Source organism: bacterium (assembly GCA_035527515.1).
GTDB lineage: Bacteria > B130-G9 > B130-G9 > B130-G9 > B130-G9 > B130-G9.
Window position 1 is genome coordinate 1 of the sequence record DATLAJ010000047.1, and the last position, 17,849, is coordinate 17,849.

Here is a 17,849-nt window from a genome sequence, read left to right on the forward strand (position 1 = left end):
GTTGCACGCACGGCTACCCACGGTATCCCCTGCCGGGGATTACAGCCTGCACCCCTCGTTCGCACCCGTTAACTGAAAGAAGCAGCAACTCGGCTTTCGACATGAACTCCCCTGCCTATGTGCCAGCCAGCTTCAGAGCTCAACTTCAAAAACGATCAATCTGATTATCGGGGCCAGCAGGACTCCTTGACTAAGTTCCTCTATTATCCCATCATAATAAGTAAATAGGAGAACATACTCATGCCTGATTGTGCCTACGCACAGGCCAGACGAGCCTTGCCCAATGCTAATTCGTCGTAGGCTGCTGCTTAATAAAAATGAGACTTCATCGAATCTTCGTTGACCGCTCGATGATTGCCGACGGCAAAGCCGTAATTGTCGGCGCCGAGTCGCATCACATAAGAACTGTCCTTCGCGTCAAGCCCGGCGATAGGCTAGTCGGGACTGATGGGCTTGGCACCGACTATCTTCTCCAATTGAAGCAGTCCAGCCCTGATGCTCTTGTGTGCGAGGTGCTGCGGACCACGCAGCCTCAGAGCCCTGAAAGCCGCAGCAAAATCGTCCTAATACAGTGCTGTCTCTCCAGCGGCAAGATGGAGCAGGTTATTGACAGAGCAACCCAGCTCGGCGTCTGGGGAATTGTTCCGGTCGTTTCTGAGAAGTCGAAGTTCCACGGGGATGAAAGCCGGTTCAACAAGAAGGTCGAAAGATGGCGGCGGATTGCCAAGTCGTCGGCGCTGCAATGTGGGCGTGCGCATTTTCCTGTCATAGAGCCAGTCTTGCCGCTGATGCAGGCTATCAAAACGCCGACTGACAACGACATCAGGCTCTTGTTTACAGCGGACACTAAAGCAAAGTCAGCCCGCCAAGTCTTGCCGGAGCTTCTCTCATGCCTCTCACAGTCCCAGGCCGTGTATCTGCTGATTGGCCCCGGAGCGGGCCTCGCTCCCGTCGAGCGAAGAGCCGCCATTGAACATGGCTTCGCTGCGGTCATGGTGGGCAGCCGCATACTCCGGGCCGAGACCGCACCTATCGTCGCACTTACCCTCGTTCTCTATCACCTCGGCGAGCTATAAATATCTGAGGGGTGGTCAGCAGTGGTTGCTGGCAGCATTCTCTGACCATCTCCGAGCATCCTGACCTCCTTTGACCGTCCATCAGGTGAGCGCCTGGGCCGGTCCACGCGCTTATGTAGTCTTGAGGCATAGCTCTTTGCATCAGAGCGCTGATCTGTGGTAAAAGACAGGCTGACCTTCGATTCGACACTGGGCGAGCGCGGGAGCGTTTTTTAGGAACTTACTTGGAGCGGTCATGATTGTAAGTGTGATCGGTGGGCATCGATGTTCAAAGGAGATTGGATTGGTCGCCTTCGAGGTTGGCAAGGTGATCGCAGAAAACGGCCATGTTCTGGTGTGCGGTGGGCTTACCGGGGTGATGGAGCACGCCTGCAAGGGGGCCAAATCTGTTGGAGGGACGACGATAGGAATCATTCCGAGCACAGAGAAGAGCGACGCCAATCCCTACGTTGACATCGTGATCCCGACCGGGATTGGTCTGGCAAGGAACATGATCGTGGTGCTTGCGGGCGATATCGTTGTTGCAATTGACGGCAGTTATGGCACCTTGTCTGAGATCGCGTATGCTCTTCAGTTCCATAGGAGAGCTTTTGCACTAAGGACTAAGTGGCATGTCTCGGGCGCGGTCGAGGAGCTAAGTGAGGTTTCGGAGCTTAGTGAAAGACTCAAGGAGGTCAGCTCTTAAGATGTTTCGTTGCAGAGTTCGGCGACCATAGATTGGCAGGGGACAACGGAGCAGGAGGCTGCAAATGGCGAAGGTAGCTGCGAAGGTATATATCGAGGGGTTTGTTCAGGGCATTGGGTTTCGGCACTACGCATACGCGAAGTCGCAGGAATGCGAAGTTCAGGGGTATGTCCGTAACCTGAGGGATGGGCGCGTCCAGGTTTACGCCGAGGGCGACCAGGGGGCCCTGGATAACTTTCTCGGGCTGCTGAGGCGAGGTCCGGTTGGGGCACGTGTCAAGTCGATGCAAGTGCTGCAAGCATCCTACACTGGGAAGTATAAAGAGTTCTCGATTCTGTTCGATATTTAGATGAGTGTGTAGTCTCCTGCCTGCTGGTGCAAAGCTTGCAGGTTCTTTGACGTTGAGTGCGTGTTATACCAAGGAAGTTATTATGGATTTGAATGAACTGTTGCGAGATGTTCCTGATTTCCCTAAGCCAGGGATAGTATTCAAGGACATAACGCCTATTCTGGCGAACGGTCAGGCCTTTAGGGAGGCGGTTGACAGGACTGTCGAGGGGCTAACCTCTGATAACGTCGATGCGGTCGTCGGGGTTGAGGCGCGGGGGTTCATCTTTGCTGCCGCTGCGTCTTACAAGTTGGGCTGTGGGCTTTTGATTGTGCGCAAGCCGGGGAAGCTTCCCGCTGCGACTGTTTCTGAGTCCTACGCGCTCGAGTATGGAACTGATACGCTTGAGATACACAAGGATGCCGTCAGGCCGGGCATGAGGCTTGTTCTGATCGATGACCTGCTGGCTACTGGTGGCACTCTCGCCGCTACTGCACGGCTGGTCGAGGGGCTAGGTGGCAAGGTAGTGGGGATCAGGTTCTTGATAGAGCTGACTTTCTTGGCTGGGCGTAACAAGCTCAGGGGTTATGACGTCAGGTCAATCATTAGAGTATGAGAAAACTAACGGCAGAATTGTTTGGGGCACTGACACGATGCACATAGACGTATCCGAACTGGATGGCACGAGAGTAGTAACGATCTCGGGGCGGGTGGAGCACTCGGAGAGCCGCAAGCTTCAGGAGGCTCTGGAGTCGCTTGTGGTAAAGAACGAGCCAAAGATCGCGGCCGACCTCTCTCGGGTAAGCTACCTTGACAGCAGCGCTTTGGGCATTTTGGTCTCCACGTTAAAATCAGCCAATAGCCGTGGCGGAGACCTGAGGCTCTCGGGGCTAAACGATATGGTGATGGACGTATTCAGAATCACCCGGCTGTCGAGCATATTCCAGATACATCCGACGATTTCCGAGGCCGTGAACAGCTTCAAAGAGGAGAACGGTTTGCCATCTAGGTAGCAACTAATGGCAACCAAGAAGCGGCTCGACCCCAGCATTTTTAACATATCTGAAGAGAGTATTCGCGCGGGGCACTATACGGACAAATACTTTGTCCGGACGCGCGACATACTGAAGAGAGACGATCGCCACCCAAAGGTTCTGATGCAAGTTTCCCAGAAGGGCAACGCTATTGTCTGTGGGACGGACGAGGCGATCGGCATCATCAAGCGTTGTGCGGACAGGCCGGACAGTATCACGATGATGTCTCTTCGCGACGGCGAAGCGGCTGGACCTTACGAGACCGTGATGACAATTGAGGGCGATTACGCCTCGTTTGCTCACTTGGAGACGCTTTATCTCGGCGTTCTGGCTCGACAGACCAAGGTCGCGACGAACACCCACCGGGCAGTTGAGGCGGCCGGGGGCAAGCCGCTGCTCTTTTTCTCTGCTCGGTTCGACCATTTTTTGAACCAGCCGGGCGATGGGTATGCGGCGCACATCGGAGGGGCGGCTGGGGTCTCGACAGATGCCCAGGGGATGTGGTTCGATCAGGAGGGCATCGGCACGGTCCCGCACGGCCTCATTGCCGCATACGACGGCGATACTGTAATCGCAACACGGAAGTTCGCCGAGTTCATGCCTGACCCCGTGCGGGTCATCTCCCTCGTCGATTTCGATAACGACTCAGTCAAGACATCGCTCGAGGTCGCCAAGGCGCTGGGCAAGCGGCTGTGGGGCGTTCGGCTCGACACTGCGGAGACCCTGATTGACCGGTCGGTCGTGCCGCAAATGTCCGACTTCGCCCCGACCGGGGTCAACGAGGTCCTCGTTCGGAACGTCAGGGCGGCCCTGGACACCGAGGGATTCAGCTACGTCAAGGTCGTCGTCAGCGGCGGCTTCACCGCTGAGAAGATAGCACGATTTGAGGCGAGCAACGTCCCAGTGGATGCTTACGGCGTTGGCAGTTCATTGCTGACGGGCACCTTCCACTACACGGCGGATGTCGTCATGGTAAATGGTCGGCCTTGTGCGAAGGTTGGGCGTCACTACAGGCCTAACTCACGGCTGAAGTTGGTGGAATAGGTCTGCGTGTACAGATGAAAGACAGCTGACTGCGATTCCGGTGCGGACCAAATCCTGCCGGATGGGCCCAGGTCCCGGCAAGCTTATGGGACGTCAGAGTTCGGCAATCTGCGGCGCGACCACACAACCCAGCCTGCAACATGCGAACCTTGCTACTAGCGGCTCTTCACAAAACTGACACAGCCTATTGAGCAGATTTGACGCTGCTTTGTCAACAGGAGACCATCCCGGCTGTGCGCCAGCAACTAGTCCCTCGGCACCGCGAGCATGCGCTCTATCGGGAGCCGGGCTCGCTCCGCGACGTCCGGCGGCACCCAGACGGGATAAGTGTCCTTCTCAAGCGAGCGCTTGATCGATTGCAGCGTCGTCATCTTCATGTTAGGGCAGAGCAACGCTGGGGACGGGCAGTAGAAGCGTTTGCCAGGGTTTTGCCTCGATAGCGGGTGCAACATGCCGACCTCGGTGGCGACGATGAACTCATCCGCGTCCGATTCTCTGGCGAACCTCAGCATCCCAGCGGTTGAGAGCACCGCGTCAGAGAGCTCGACGACGTCCAGCGGGCATTCTGGGTGGGTCATGACGAGGGCGCGTGGGTGCTTATTCTTCGCCCTCTGAATCTCATCCGCCTTGACATAGTGGTGCGCGGGGCAGAATCCCTCCCACAGGATCACCTCGCGACCGGCCATCTTGCCTGCATACTCGCCAAGGTGCATGTCGGGCACGAAGATGATCGGTTTAGACATCGGCAGTGACCTTAGAACGGACACGGCGTTCGCCGACGTGCAGCATATATCGCTTTCAGCCTTCACCTCAGCCGTGGAGTTCACGTAGGTAACGACGAGGCTCCCCGGATGCTTCCGTTTCATGGCGCGAACCTCCGCCCCCGTCGCCATGTGCGCCATCGGGCATGAGGCGCGCTCCTCCGGGATGAGGACGAGCCGGTCCGGGGCGAGTATGGCGGCAGTCTCGGCCATGAAATCAACGCCGCAGAAGACTATGACCTCCGAATCACTCTCCGCCGCCTGCTGTGATAGTCCGAGCGAATCGCCGACAAAGTCCGCAATGTCCTGAATGACGGCTGGCTGATAATTGTGGGCCAGGATTATGGCGTTCCGCTTGCGCCTGAGCTTGTCAATCGCCTCAATCAATCTATCGTTCTGGGCTGTCATTTCTGTCTTCTCTACTGGCGGAACTAAAGTCAAAAAATACGAAAACACGAGGCCAACGCAGGCGTCAACACGATCAAACCCTCACCCATCAGAAGGCATCGCGGGCCTCGGACTTGGGGTCGTGAACCTCGGGCTATCTGTAAACGCCATGTTAAGCGCCTCCTCAATGTGGGTCACAAAATGAAACTTAAGCCCCGCCTTGATCTTGTCCTCTATCTCTGAAAACTCTTTCTGATTCTCCGCCGGAAGCAGGACCTCCGTTATGCCCGCTCGCTGCGCAGCGAGGACCTTCTCCTTCAAGCCGCCGATCGGAAGGATATTGCCCCGCAGCGTGATCTCGCCGGTCATCGCAACGTTCGCCCTGACCGGTTTTTTGGTCAGCGCCGAGATTACGGCAACTGCGATCGTAACGCCCGCGGATGGGCCATCCTTCGGAATGGCGCCAGCTGGAACATGAATATGGATGTCCATCTTGGAGTGGAAGTCTGCCGGCAGGCCAAACTCATCCGCTCTTGAGCGCGCAATGCTCCTCGCCGCCTGTGCCGATTCCTTCATCACGTCCCCAAGCTGACCCGTCAGAAGCAGCTGACCGCTGCCCGGCATCGTCGCAACCTCGATGAACAGCACGTCCCCGCCTGTCGCTGTCCATGCAAGAGCACACGCTACGCCCACCTGATCACGCTTGAGGCTGCGGCTCACGATGTATGAAGGCACACCGATCCAGCCCTCGAGGTTCTGCACCTTAACCATGAACTGCCCCGTCTCTCCTCCTCCTATCCGCCTCGCTACCTTGCGGCAGATGCGCGAGATGTGGCGCTCCAGATTCCTCAGCCCCGCCTCTCGCGTGTATTGAAGGACTATGTGCCGAAGCGCAGGCGTTGTTATCCTAAGCTGGGCATCAAGCAGGCCGTTCTCTTTCAACTGCTTCGGGATGAGGAACTTTCGAGCGATGCTGATCTTGTCGTGCTCGGTATAGCCAGATAATCTCAGAATCTCCATTCTGTCCCTGAACGCTGGCTGGATCGTGTCAAGAACGTTAGCAGTGCAGATAAATAGCACATTGGACAGATCAAATGGTATCTCAATATAGTGGTCCTTGAACGAGTAGTTCTGCTCCGGGTCAAGAACCTCAAGCAGCGCCGAGCTCGGATCGCCTCTGAAATCCGTGCCGATCTTGTCCACCTCATCCATCATGAACACGGGATTCCGCGAGCCGGCGTTCCTAAGCTCCTGTAGAATATGTCCCGGAAGCGCACCGACATAGGTCCGGCGGTGGCCCCGGACCTCCGCCTCGTCCCGAACACCGCCGAGCGAGATGCGAACGAACTTGCGACCGAGCGCCCTGGCTATCGACCGGCCCAGCGACGTCTTTCCTGTCCCAGGCGGCCCAACGAAACACAGAATCGGGCCCTTGTTTGCCTTCGTCAGCTTCCTCACAGCAAGAAACTCCAGCACGCGCTCCTTGACCTCATCCAGATCGTAATGGTCCTCATCGAGTATCCCTTGCGCAACAGCCAAGTCGAGGTTATCGCTCGTCTCTACCTCCCAAGGAAGGTTCAGAAGCCAATCAATATAGGTCCTGATTACCGTCGACTCCGCCGACTCCGTGTTCGTCATCTCCAGCCTGTTGATCTGCGTCTCACAAGCCTTGCGCGACTCGTCCGGCATTCCGGTCTCAGCAAGTGTTTTTCGTAGCTCTAGCACCTCGCCAGAAATCGAGTCGGCGTCGCCCAACTTCTCGCGTATCGCCTTCATCTGCTGCCTTAAGAGATACTCCTGCTGGTCCTTCTCGATCCCCTGCTGCGCCTCCGACCGGATCTTCTCCTGAATCTCGATTATCTCCATTTCCTTGGCAAACAGCGAGTTTACGAACCGAAGGCGCTCGATAGGATCGGCCATCTCAAGCACTTTCTGAGCATCGGGAACCTTGATCGAAATGCTCCCCGCAACCATATCCGCAAGCTGGCCAGGGTCGCCGCTGTTCATCGCTACCACCGCCGCCTCGGGTGCCATGGCCTTGCCTAGCGACACGCTCCTCTCCAGCTTCTCCTTCGTGCTTCGTATCAACGCCTCGGCCAAGAGTGGGTCCTTGACCTCCTTGGGCACCGCAAACCGCTCGATCTCCGCTCTCCAATACGGGCTAGTCGCTACAAACCTCTTGATCCTCGCCCGGTCAACTCCCTGCGCCCACAGCCGGACGCGACCATCGGGCAGCTTGAACATCCTGATGATGAGGCATACGGCTCCAACGTTATAGACGTCCTCAGGCTTCGGTTCCTCTATGCTCTCGTCCTTCTGCGTTACTATCAGAATGAAGCGCTTGTTCGCGAGCGACGCGTCAACTGCGCTAACTGATAACTGCCTGGAAATGAAGAGCGGAATTACCATATATGGATGTACGACAATGTCCCGAACCGGAACTACCGGAACCTCCGTCGGTATCGAAGGCTCCGTCCTCTCAGACTGCACGCCAGAATCCGTGGGGTTACTTAATTCTTGCTCTTCACCGCTCATCCAAAAGACCTCTTGGTTTCAACTTGAGCAATGTTGCCACCTCAATGCCCCGCAAGTCAACAACACCCACGCCGACCGGAAGTCCTCAGTTACTCCCTGCAAGTTGGTGGCTGGCAGTGTGTGGCGGGCTTTCTGAGGCTGTCCAATAAGTCCGTTTTGTCTGTGTAGGGGCGATTCACGAATCGCCCTGGTCTAATCCGATCGGGCACCTTAAGGGCGGTTCGTGAACCGCCCCTACACGACGTCGATGTCGTTCTATAGCCATATTTGGGACACCAGGCCCGGCTGACCACGGCACCCCTTGATCTTGACAACTTGTCTGATTTCCTGTATTATTTTCGTGCGGGAGCATAGCAAAACCTTCACGTCCTGACTTATTGGACAGCCTCTTCTAGCCTGCCCAAAACGTGTCGTAGGGGCGAGGTCTCAGACCCGCCCGCAATCGCGTAGGGGTGCCGCTTGCCGCACGCTTGATGCGGTTCGGGCGCTGTTGGAAAGGGAAGGAGCAGTCGCGGCGAGGGCGCGAGGCACATGTTAGACATAACTGTGCGAGAGCTTGACGATTCGGGAAAAACTCGTTTCAATAGCGCCTGTCGGCTGAATGGTGATCTTGTCTCTTGTATGGAGGGTATCGACATGAAGATACGTGTTTTCGGGTTGATTATCGTCGCCATTATGGTCTTGGCAATCCTGCCGGCGGTGGCGGCAGCGGCGCCTCAGGTATTTATCGCAACCGACAGCGAGAGCTATAAGGCGGGGGATACGATTGAGGTGAGTCTGGCGGGCAACAATGAGGGCGAGGGGATGTCCGTCGATGTCTATATTGGCCTGCTGACGCCCGATGGTGAGCTCTGGACAGTGGGCGGGATCGTCTGGTGGTCAGAGGCGATCAACCCGTGGATCGAGGGCATCTACGTGCCGGCGGGCTTCACCATGAACCAGAAGCCTTTCTTCTCGTTCGATCTGCCCTCCGGAATGCCGCCGATAAGCGACCCGGGCGGCTATTCCTTCGCCGCTGTCCTGACCGAGCCTGGCACGTTCAACTGGGCCTGCGAGGCGAGTTTTGCTCCATTCACGGTCTTCTCCGTTGCGGGCGTGGATTACTATGTGAACGCCGCACGGGGCGAGAATTATGAGTGGTATGATGGCTCTCCAGACCTGCCCTGGAAGACGATTACGCATGCCCTGAACTCTATTATGGTCTCGCCCGCCTCACCTGCAACCATCCACGTCGCGGGCGGCGTATATTCTGCCTCCACAAACGGCGAGACGTTCCCGCTGAACATGAAGAGCTGGGTCTCGCTCGTCGGCGACGGTCCGGACGTGACCGTTCTGGATGCGCAGGGGGCTTCCACTTCTGTGATCTACTGTTTCGAGGCGGATGATTCCATCATCGAGGCATTCACTATAACCGGCGGCGACGCTCATTGGGGTGGAGGGATATACTGTGAGGGCGGTTCGACCACGATCAAACGTAACACGATCACTGGCAACTCCGCATCTAGTGGCGGCGGTATATATTGCGATGGTGGCTGGGCGACGATCTCAGATAACATCATATCAGGCAATTATGCCTATGGCGGCCACGGGGGAGGCGGTATATACTGCTCCTACGGTTATCCAACCGTCCAGAACAACAGGATTGAGGGTAACCGGGCTTACTGCGACGGAGGGGGCATAAACTGTGAGTTCACAAGCTGGGCGCAGATACTGGGCAACACGATCAGAAATAACTCGGCCAGTGATGGAGGAGGAGTAGGTTCCTACCTTGCTGGGATGTCAATCTCGGGGAACTCGATCACTGATAACTTATCCTCATGGGGGGGAGGGATATTCTGTTGGTCGGACTGGGAGGTCTGGATCTTGGACAATACCATTTCCGGCAACTGGGCCGAGAGCGGCGGTGGGGGGATAGCCTCGTGGTGGATGAGCCCTTGCGTAATGAATAATCAAATCGTAGGCAACTGGTCCCGGCGTGACGGGGGAGGCATCTGCTGCGACTTTGCGGAGACGGTCTCGAACAACACGATCGCGGAGAATACAGCCGAGGCTGATGGCGGCGGGATTTGGTGTGAGTATGTGATCATGTTCAACAACAACACCATTTCAGGCAATGTTGCGGGGGGCCTCGGCGGCGGAATCTACAGTCCGGATTACGGTGGATCCCACATAACGGACTCTATTATCTGGAACAACGGGGACGACCTTGAGAACTGCACGGCCACATATTGCTGCGTCCGGGACCCTGACGAGGGCCAGGGCAACATCCACGCCGACCCGCTGTTCGTCTCTGGGCCCTTCGGCGATTACTACCTCAACGCACAAAGCCCTTGCATCGATGCTGGCAGCAGGCCTGCGGCAGAGGCCGGCCTCTCGCGCATGACGACGCAGGCGGACGGGACACCGGACGCCTGGACCGTGGACATGGGGGTGCACTACCGGATTCCTACAAGTCAACGCCCTGTGGTACATATCGATTCGATATCACCTACTCGCGCTACACAAGGGGTGGACACAGTCGAGTTCATCGGTCACGGGACAGACGATGGTGGGATCACAGGATATGAATGGAGGTCCAACCTGGATGGTCCCCTCAGCCATGAACAGGCTTTCATTGTTCTTCATGCTGCGCACCTCACACTAGGGACGCATACGATTTCGCTTCTTGCCTGGGATGATGAGCATCAACGCTCGGAGCGCGCATTCGCTGAGCTCACGATTCTGCCCAGCCCTTTTGAGGCGGTGTATGTCGATGCGCAACTGGGTGATGATTCCACCGGGTCCGAGATCTCGCCTTTCAGGACGATAGCGCATGCGCTTGGCTGCGTTCATGGCGCTCAGGAGAAGCCTGTGACAGTGAATGTCGCAGCCGGAACCTACTCAACCTCATTGACCGGAGAGTGCTTCCCGCTGAACATGAAAAACTGGGTCTCGCTCGTCGGCGAGGGGGCGGACACTACCAGGCTCGATGCTGAAGGCGGCGCCTATCATGTCATCACCTGTCAGAGTGTGGACGGCCTCTTTATTGCTGGATTCACGATAATGGGAGGTAATGCAGACGGTTTCAAACAGGACGACGGACATGGCGGTGCTATATTCTGTGACAACAGCTCGCCAACGATCCGGGATAACATGATCCAGGACAATTCTGCAGAATTGGGCGCTGGGATATACTGCTTTGATGGTTCTCCTATGATCCATGACAACGCGATCATGGGTAACTCGGGCGGCGGAATTTGCTGTTATGATAGCTCTTCTACGATCCATGACAACACGATCATCGGTAACTGGGGCGGTGGGATTCGCTGTTATGATGGGAGCGCTCTAATCCAGAGAAACTCGATCATGGACAACTGGGACGACGGTGGGATATCCTGTCTGGGTGGTTCACCGAGGATCTTAGAGAACACGATTGAGAATAACTCGGGCAACAGCGGCGGGGGGATATACTGCTATGACAGCTCACCGACCATTCGCGATAACGCGATCTTTCACAACTCGGCGGATTGGCAAGGCGGCGGGATATTCTGCACTGGGCGTGAGAGTTCGCCGACAATCCAGGACAACACGATTACCGACAACTCGGCGGATTATGGCGGTGGCATATCCTGCTATATGTGTTCGCCGACCATTTTAGATAACACGATCACAAACAACATGGCTGATACCGATGGTGGTGGGATATCTTGCGACAGGAGTTCGCCAACTATCTCCAATAACACGATTACCGGCAACTCCGCATCTCACGGCGGCGGCATATCTTGCCAGTACGAGGCCTCTCCGACGATCCAGTGCAACAGGATAGCGGACAACTCGGCAGAATGTGGTAACGGTGGAGGGATATCTTGCGACAGGAGTTCGCCAACTATCTCCAACAACACGATTACCGGCAACTCCGCATCTCACGGCGGCGGGATAAGCTCCTTAGGCCAGTATTGGTTAGACAGTTCGCCAGCAATTCAGGGCAATACGATAGCGGGCAACGCGGCGAACGTCGGCGGCGGGATACACTCCTTGAGGAGTTCGCCGACGATTTCAAACAACGTGATTTCGGGCAATTCTGTTGTGGGCCACGGTGGCGGCATATTCTCCAATGAGAGTAGGTCGATAATCCAAGGCAACACGATATTGGACAACTCGGCGGATTATGGTGGCGGTGGAGGGATTTGCTGCGACACGAGCTCCCCGACGATCACGGACTGCATCATCTGGAACAACGGTGATGATCTTTATGGCTGCAATGTGACGTTCTGCTGCGTCCAAAACCCGGACGAGGGCGAGGGCAACATCCACGCCGACCCACTGTTCGTCCCGGGGCCTTTCGGTGATTACTATCTACATCCCGATAGCCCCTGCATCGACGCTGGCAGCAGGTCTGCGGCAGAGGCCGGCCTTTCGCGGATGACGACGCAAACTGACGCAACTCCGGACGCCGGGACAGTTGACATGGGGGCTCATTATCCGATTCCGTTGGACCTTGATGAGAACAGAGCCACGAAATTGAACGGTAGGAGCAGGACCTAGAATGGCCACGTATCTCAACCTTATCAAGAGGCTTATGCAGCTGGATGAGGCTCAATTCGCTCGGCGTGCAAGTACGATGTCGGAGCTTGTACTCTCGTTTCGGAATGATCCGGTTGTCCAGCGACTCCTCAAGGCGTGCCTCCGCCTCCGCCGAAGGTGGCGATCAGGACGGATCGGGCGGAATACACCGCCGGCGATGAGATGCAGGTTTTCATGTCTTATGAGAACCGAGGCGTGAAGGTCGAGGGGGCGATCTACTTCGCTTTCGGACCGGAGAGCCTCGACTGGCTCATCTATTGGCCGTGGATGACTTTCGTCCCGACGCCGTTTGTCGAGGGGACACTTTGGTCCGGCGTCTCGTATCCTAACTTGCCCTCGACGACACACACGATCCCCGACAGCCTCGCCCCCGGGGGCTACCTCTGGCTCGGCGCAGTCCTGAATGCCGACGGCTCATTCGCGTCCGACATCGCCCTCTGCCCCGTCACCATACAGGTGGTTGGCCGTTAGCCGTAAAGACTTACCACAGAGACGCAGAGACACAGAGAGAAGAGGGGAGTCGGAGGCGAGCTCCGTTCGGGTGCGAGCCGACCAGTTGTATCTCCCAGCAAAAGAAGCTACGGGAGCCGAGGCTCTCGGCTTGAGGTGAGCTCGGCACGTGCGAGCCGACCGAGGAGACTCGCTGGTAAAAGCACTTAGGGGAGCGGAGACACTCCGCCCCTGACGTTGCACTTGACTTGATAGCCCCCCGCCAATATCGTAAAGCTACTCTGATATTTTGAACGGTTGAGAGTATATCATAATTGCGATTTGACGAGGGAGATGTGTTATGGATAAGGCTGCCGGCGTGAACGTCTATTATGCAGTTACTAAGAGGCTATTTGGGAAGCTCACCCACGAGGCGATTTGGGGACCGGAGGGCATCTCGCCGCTCAAGCGTTTCAAGGAGGGGGAGACGGCGTACAATGCTACGTGCCCCAATCCTAAGCATCAGGGAGCAAGACAGAGTTTTATCATGCCAAAGGCTTGGTCTGGTGGCTCCTGCAGAATGTGCGGGTATCGCGGCAACTGGCTGACAACTGCCGCAAAGAAAGCGGGTTCATTCCAGGATGGCGTGGCGCTTCTGGCTCAGAACGCGGGCATTGATCTGTCAGACCTTGAGCTTTCGCAGAGCGACTGGCAGGAGATGGAGGCCACATGGAAGAAGTTGACGGTTTTCGGCGTGCTGGGTCATTATTTCTCGAAGTCGTTTCAGCACAGCAGTTCACCGGCGGCGACTGCTGCGAAAGAGTATTTCAGAAAGATGGGGATGACCGAGCGGGCGCTGATGCCGTTCCCCATTGGGATATACACGAAAGCGAGCGATATCCGAGGGCATCTTGAGAAGATGGGTATTCGCAAGGACTTTGTCGAGGCGGCTGGGGTATTTTCGGATGAGATCGAGTCCCAATACCCGTTTCTTTATGGCTTTGGTGACGCCTTGGGCAATATCACAGGGTTCATCGGTACAGAACCGGCGAATCCGGGAAACAGGATGCCGATACCAGGTTTCACTGAGGACCTCCAGAAGGTCTCACTGTTTGGGTTTGAGCAGGCGACTCCGATGATAGCTAGCGAGCGAAGCGCCTGGCTTACGGCCTCAGAGGTGGGTACGATCGCGATACAACACGAGACCAACAGGACATTCAAGATATTCAAGCAGATGCTCTCGTTAGGGATTGGGCTTCAGCCTACGAGAGAGAAGCTCGAGTCTTTACGCGAGCTCGGCGCGGAGCACTTTATTTTCGCAACCCCGACTACCCCTGAGGGTCGGAAGTTGACGGCTGATTTCGCATCGATCATTTGCGAGCTTGGCGTTAAGGCGGACGTGATGCCGTTGCCCGATGGTGTGGAGGACTTGAGGGACCTGGTCAAGAGTCGTGGGTACGACTATTTTGACAAGTGCATGGTGAGCCGTTCGGGGCTCTATTCGATCGGCCGCTGGCTTGGTAATGAGCTGAGCTCGAAGTTCGACCTTACCAAGGAGGGCAGCCTCGCCGAGGCAAGACGTGCTGCGGCCAAAGCGAGCCTCGAGCTGGCTGCGGCTGACGCCAAGGAGTTCGTTTATGAGGTTGGCGACAAGATCAAGTGGGACCCGCATTTCTGGTGCATAGTGCTGGAGCAGCTGGAGAAGACAGCATCAGGAGAGAGCGCGGAGAATCTGATGCACAACGTTATCGACCAGCTAGAGACGAAGCGCAAGGACGATCTGGATATGGGGTTCTCTTGGTCGCTTAGTACTGAGGACCTTGAAGAGGTCTCGGTTATGACGGTGTCCGAGGACGAGCTGATGCGGTCCTTCTACAACCCGAGGGATGTCGTGGACGCATACGAGGCGTCAAAGGCAGGGCTAAAGACGGGATTGACGAAGCTTGACGAGTGCATGTCGTTGCGTCCTGGCGAGATGACGCTTGTGTCCGGATTGCCCGGCGCTGGCAAGACTACGTTCTGCATCCATCTCATTTCACATCTTCTCAAAAGCTCCGATCAGTCCATACTGTTCTTCAGCTTTGAGAACTCTCGCATGGCCGTTTTCAACATGCTGATCTCCAGCGAGTTTAAGATACCTCACGAGCAGATCGTCGAGAAGCAGCTGGAGGCTGGAGGCAGCAACTATCAGAAATATCTCAACGCGGTCGAGGAGTTCACTAAGTATAGAGACAAGTTGGTTGTGATTGAGGAGCCGTTCCATACACGTTATACCGCCTCGGACATCCAGGAGATATGCCATATGATGTCGGAGAACGTTCCGATCGGCCTAATCGTTGTCGATAGCCTTGGGATGCTGGCTTGGGACAAGACTTCGCCGATGGAGACCGAGACGCAGTTAGGCTCGGCCGCCAGAGACCTCCTCGACGCTGCCAAGCGCGTCAAAGCTCCTCTGCTCGTAACCAACACACCCTGGGTTGAGCGGGTTAGGTCCGAGAACGGGGACCTTGCTGAGGTGTCGCTTTCGGTCTCGCTGCGTGTGGAGCCATACGCGACGACAATACTCAGCCTGCATCATGTGCCATATTCACCGACTGGCGAGATCAGCGCCAGCAAGTTTCCCATCGACAGGCTCATGGTGATGTTTCAGAAAAACTCAATGGGAAAGAGGCCGAGCTCATCCGTGGCGGTTGGTTTTGACCCCAAGTATCGCCGCCTCGTCGATATCACCGACTAGTCCAGCGGCCAGCATCGGACTGAAATGATAGAGCTCAAAAGCGCCAGAGAAATCGATGCTCTCTGGCATTCGTGTCAGATCGCGGCGCAGGTCCTACACGAATTAAACCTTGCCGCAAAGCCTGGCGTCACGACCAAAGCGCTCGATGAAATGGCAGAGCAGCTCATCGCCGAGAACGGCGCGACACCTTCGTTTAAGGGCTATTCGATGGCAGGCCTCTCGCCGTTCCCAGCCTCGATCACGACAAGCATCAATGAGGAGATCGTCCACGGCATTCCCTCCGACCGGAGGTTGAAAACGGGAGACCTGCTCAAGATCGACATTGGCGTGTTCAAAAACGGTTTTCACGGGGACACAGCTCTGTCAGTCTTGGTCGGCAAGCCTAAACCCAAGGCTAAACGATTGTTCGACGTAACTAAGATGTCTCTCAAGTTGGCTATCGAGGCCGGACAGCCGGGAAACACCCTGGGGGATATCGGGCACGCAATTCAGAGTTATGTCGAGTCGCATGGGTTCTCGGTTGTCCGAGATTTCGTTGGGCACGGCCTCGGCCGGTCGCTGCACGAGGACCCACAGGTGCCGCATTACGGCCGACAGGGCCACGGGCTGCCAATTCAGGTTGGGATGGTCTTCTGTATCGAGCCTATGATAAACGAGGGAACTTATAGGCTGAAAATCAAGAAGGACCAATGGACAGCTGTAACTGCAGACGGGCGACTTTCAGCACAGTTCGAGCATGCAATCGCCATCACCCCGAACGGACCCAGAATCCTCACATTGCACGAGTCGGACCGGGACTTCTTCGCGCCTCGTGCATAGGCTCGGGCCGCAGCCGTCCGGCCTCCATAGTGGTTGCAGTCTGGGGATCGCGTAGTTGGCGAATGGGCCTTCTGCGAGCTGCTGGCTTTGCGACATCGCTTTTGAGTGCCGGCTTTGGGCTAGGAGAACGTCAAGAGACGTGCAGCGGAGGGTTCTAGGGTGATAGGCCAGCAGCTAAGGCAGATGACTTTGGTGCTGTTACTCATCTTTTTTGCCCTTTGCGCAATCCACCTACTGAACGCCACAACCGATGACGCATTCATCACGTTTCGCTATGCAAGAAACGAGGCGTCCGGAGAGGGCCTCGTGTTCAACCCCGGCGAGCGTGTTGAGGGCTACTCCAACTTCCTCTTTGCGCAGATACTATCCTTTCTCATCGCGTCAGGCCTAGCTGGCTTCCCTCATGGATTGCTGATCTGGGCCAAGGCGCTCGGCTTGCTTTCTGGCCTGCTATGTGTAGTGGTTGTCCAAAGAACAGCTTCCCTGATCGGCCCTCGGAACAACTTGCCGCTTGTGGTGACGATGCTATCTGCGATCTTGCTCTGCGCATCTCCGCAGTTCATAGCTTGGACGGTCGGGGGGCTGGAGACCTGTTTCTGCGCGCTATTGGTAGCGCTGGCACAGTATTTCAACCTGCGCCTCCTTCTCAACCGGAAAGACGATGGACCCAATCATTCAAGGCTTTACGCTCTCGCCGGCCTATTCTTTCTACTCGCCTCGCTCACGCGGCCAGAGATACCGATTCTGTTCGCAGCAGCCTTCTTGACGACAGTTACGCACTTCATTCGTAAGAGGCGTCGGCTGCGCTCCCTTCTGCCTGGGCTCGCTGTCTATCTTGTCCCATACGCCGGGTTCATCACTTGGCGATACTGCTACTACGGCGACATATTCCCCAACACCTTCTACGCGAAGGCCACGGGAGGCGGCGAGGCGCAGTTGGCGGATGGGCTTCGATATTTTGGCTTCGGCATTGCGACGGTCCTCGGCCCACTGCTGCTTCTCTGCCTTGTGCCATTGTTGCTGAGGCCGAGAGTTACACAGAAAAGCTCAGAAGAAAGAGAGTTGCCTAGGCGCAACGTGAACGCCATTGGGGATGCGGATAAGAGCGCCCTATCCTCGTTGAGACTGTCGAGGCAGGTATATTGGTTCCTGCTGTGGCAGTTGGTGGCCATGTCGATATTCATCATCTATTGCGGTGGGGACTGGATGGGCAGCTACAGGCTCTTCGTGCCGATAATGCCGGCCCTTGTGTTGATGGCCCAGTTTGGGGCAGGTTCTCTTTTTGTGAAGCTTGGCGCCTCGAGCCGAGGCGAGGTAGCAAGGCGAAGATTCTCGGTTGCAGTGGTCCTCGTCATTATCGCCGTGTTCGCCTATCATATCGCCGATGTTATGCTTCTTGCGGCGAAGCCTTCCGGGCTTGCATCCCGCGACCTTTTCAACCGTGAATACTA

Annotated in this window: 13 protein-coding genes; 11 read left to right on the top strand and 2 right to left on the bottom strand. The window is 56.3% G+C overall.

What is annotated here, in order from left to right; translation table 11 throughout:
- The first annotated feature begins 317 nt into the window (after positions 1 to 317).
- From VM163_03210 to VM163_03235, 6 genes are all read left to right on the top strand, one after another.
- Positions 318 to 1,076, top strand: coding sequence for an RsmE family RNA methyltransferase (locus VM163_03210; protein HUT02878.1), 759 nt, complete (start codon positions 318 to 320; stop codon positions 1,074 to 1,076).
- A gap of 235 nt (positions 1,077 to 1,311) precedes the next feature.
- A complete protein-coding gene (locus tag VM163_03215; GenBank protein ID HUT02879.1) occupies positions 1,312 to 1,761 on the top strand; it encodes a TIGR00725 family protein in 450 nt (149 codons plus the stop codon).
- A 64-nt stretch (positions 1,762 to 1,825) separates the two neighbouring features.
- On the top strand, positions 1,826 to 2,110 hold the full coding sequence (locus VM163_03220; GenBank protein ID HUT02880.1) for an acylphosphatase: 285 nt from the start codon (positions 1,826 to 1,828) through the stop codon (positions 2,108 to 2,110).
- Positions 2,111 to 2,192: 82 nt separating this feature from the next.
- Positions 2,193 to 2,705: an adenine phosphoribosyltransferase gene (locus VM163_03225; GenBank protein ID HUT02881.1), complete on the top strand. Its 513-nt coding sequence runs from the start codon at positions 2,193 to 2,195 to the stop codon at positions 2,703 to 2,705.
- 37 nt (positions 2,706 to 2,742) lie between these two features.
- Positions 2,743 to 3,102 (top strand): STAS domain-containing protein, encoded by a 360-nt coding sequence (locus VM163_03230; GenBank protein HUT02882.1) that lies wholly within the window; start codon positions 2,743 to 2,745, stop codon positions 3,100 to 3,102.
- Positions 3,103 to 3,108: 6 nt separating this feature from the next.
- On the top strand, positions 3,109 to 4,167 hold the full coding sequence (locus tag VM163_03235; GenBank protein HUT02883.1) for a quinolinate phosphoribosyl transferase: 1,059 nt from the start codon (positions 3,109 to 3,111) through the stop codon (positions 4,165 to 4,167).
- A gap of 245 nt (positions 4,168 to 4,412) precedes the next feature.
- On the opposite strand, the gene nadA is transcribed toward VM163_03235, so the two are convergent.
- Together nadA and lon are read right to left on the bottom strand one after the other, a co-directional pair.
- Positions 4,413 to 5,336: a quinolinate synthase NadA gene (gene nadA, locus VM163_03240; GenBank protein HUT02884.1), complete on the bottom strand. Its 924-nt coding sequence runs from the start codon at positions 5,334 to 5,336 to the stop codon at positions 4,413 to 4,415.
- A gap of 81 nt (positions 5,337 to 5,417) precedes the next feature.
- Positions 5,418 to 7,850, bottom strand: a complete 2,433-nt coding sequence (gene lon, locus VM163_03245) for an endopeptidase La (protein ID HUT02885.1) — start codon at positions 7,848 to 7,850, stop codon at positions 5,418 to 5,420.
- A 636-nt stretch (positions 7,851 to 8,486) separates the two neighbouring features.
- Here lon and VM163_03250 point away from each other — a divergent pair.
- From VM163_03250 to VM163_03270, 5 genes are all read left to right on the top strand, one after another.
- Positions 8,487 to 12,374 (top strand): right-handed parallel beta-helix repeat-containing protein, encoded by a 3,888-nt coding sequence (locus VM163_03250; GenBank protein ID HUT02886.1) that lies wholly within the window; start codon positions 8,487 to 8,489, stop codon positions 12,372 to 12,374.
- Positions 12,375 to 12,587: 213 nt separating this feature from the next.
- Positions 12,588 to 12,884 carry a hypothetical protein gene (locus tag VM163_03255; protein HUT02887.1) on the top strand — a complete coding sequence of 99 codons (297 nt, stop codon included), beginning with the start codon at positions 12,588 to 12,590 and terminating at the stop codon, positions 12,882 to 12,884.
- Between the two features lie 319 nt (positions 12,885 to 13,203).
- On the top strand, positions 13,204 to 15,579 hold the full coding sequence (locus VM163_03260; protein HUT02888.1) for a DnaB-like helicase C-terminal domain-containing protein: 2,376 nt from the start codon (positions 13,204 to 13,206) through the stop codon (positions 15,577 to 15,579).
- Between the two features lie 24 nt (positions 15,580 to 15,603).
- Positions 15,604 to 16,398, top strand: a complete 795-nt coding sequence (gene map, locus VM163_03265; protein HUT02889.1) for a type I methionyl aminopeptidase — start codon at positions 15,604 to 15,606, stop codon at positions 16,396 to 16,398.
- Positions 16,399 to 16,581: 183 nt separating this feature from the next.
- Positions 16,582 to 17,849 (top strand): hypothetical protein (locus VM163_03270; GenBank protein HUT02890.1); only part of this gene is annotated, 1,268 nt, incomplete at its 3' end.

Coding starts and splice junctions, on each gene's coding strand:
- VM163_03255 (HUT02887.1), top strand. CDS start 12,588: ATGTCTTATGAGAACCGAGGCGTGAAGGTCGAGGGGGCGATCTACTTC.
- lon (HUT02885.1), bottom strand. CDS start 7,850: ATGAGCGGTGAAGAGCAAGAATTAAGTAACCCCACGGATTCTGGCGTG.
- VM163_03235 (HUT02883.1), top strand. CDS start 3,109: ATGGCAACCAAGAAGCGGCTCGACCCCAGCATTTTTAACATATCTGAA.
- nadA (HUT02884.1), bottom strand. CDS start 5,336: ATGACAGCCCAGAACGATAGATTGATTGAGGCGATTGACAAGCTCAGG.
- map (HUT02889.1), top strand. CDS start 15,604: ATGATAGAGCTCAAAAGCGCCAGAGAAATCGATGCTCTCTGGCATTCG.
- VM163_03225 (HUT02881.1), top strand. CDS start 2,193: ATGGATTTGAATGAACTGTTGCGAGATGTTCCTGATTTCCCTAAGCCA.
- VM163_03230 (HUT02882.1), top strand. CDS start 2,743: ATGCACATAGACGTATCCGAACTGGATGGCACGAGAGTAGTAACGATC.
- VM163_03220 (HUT02880.1), top strand. CDS start 1,826: ATGGCGAAGGTAGCTGCGAAGGTATATATCGAGGGGTTTGTTCAGGGC.
- VM163_03215 (HUT02879.1), top strand. CDS start 1,312: ATGATTGTAAGTGTGATCGGTGGGCATCGATGTTCAAAGGAGATTGGA.
- VM163_03210 (HUT02878.1), top strand. CDS start 318: ATGAGACTTCATCGAATCTTCGTTGACCGCTCGATGATTGCCGACGGC.
- VM163_03260 (HUT02888.1), top strand. CDS start 13,204: ATGGATAAGGCTGCCGGCGTGAACGTCTATTATGCAGTTACTAAGAGG.
- VM163_03250 (HUT02886.1), top strand. CDS start 8,487: ATGAAGATACGTGTTTTCGGGTTGATTATCGTCGCCATTATGGTCTTG.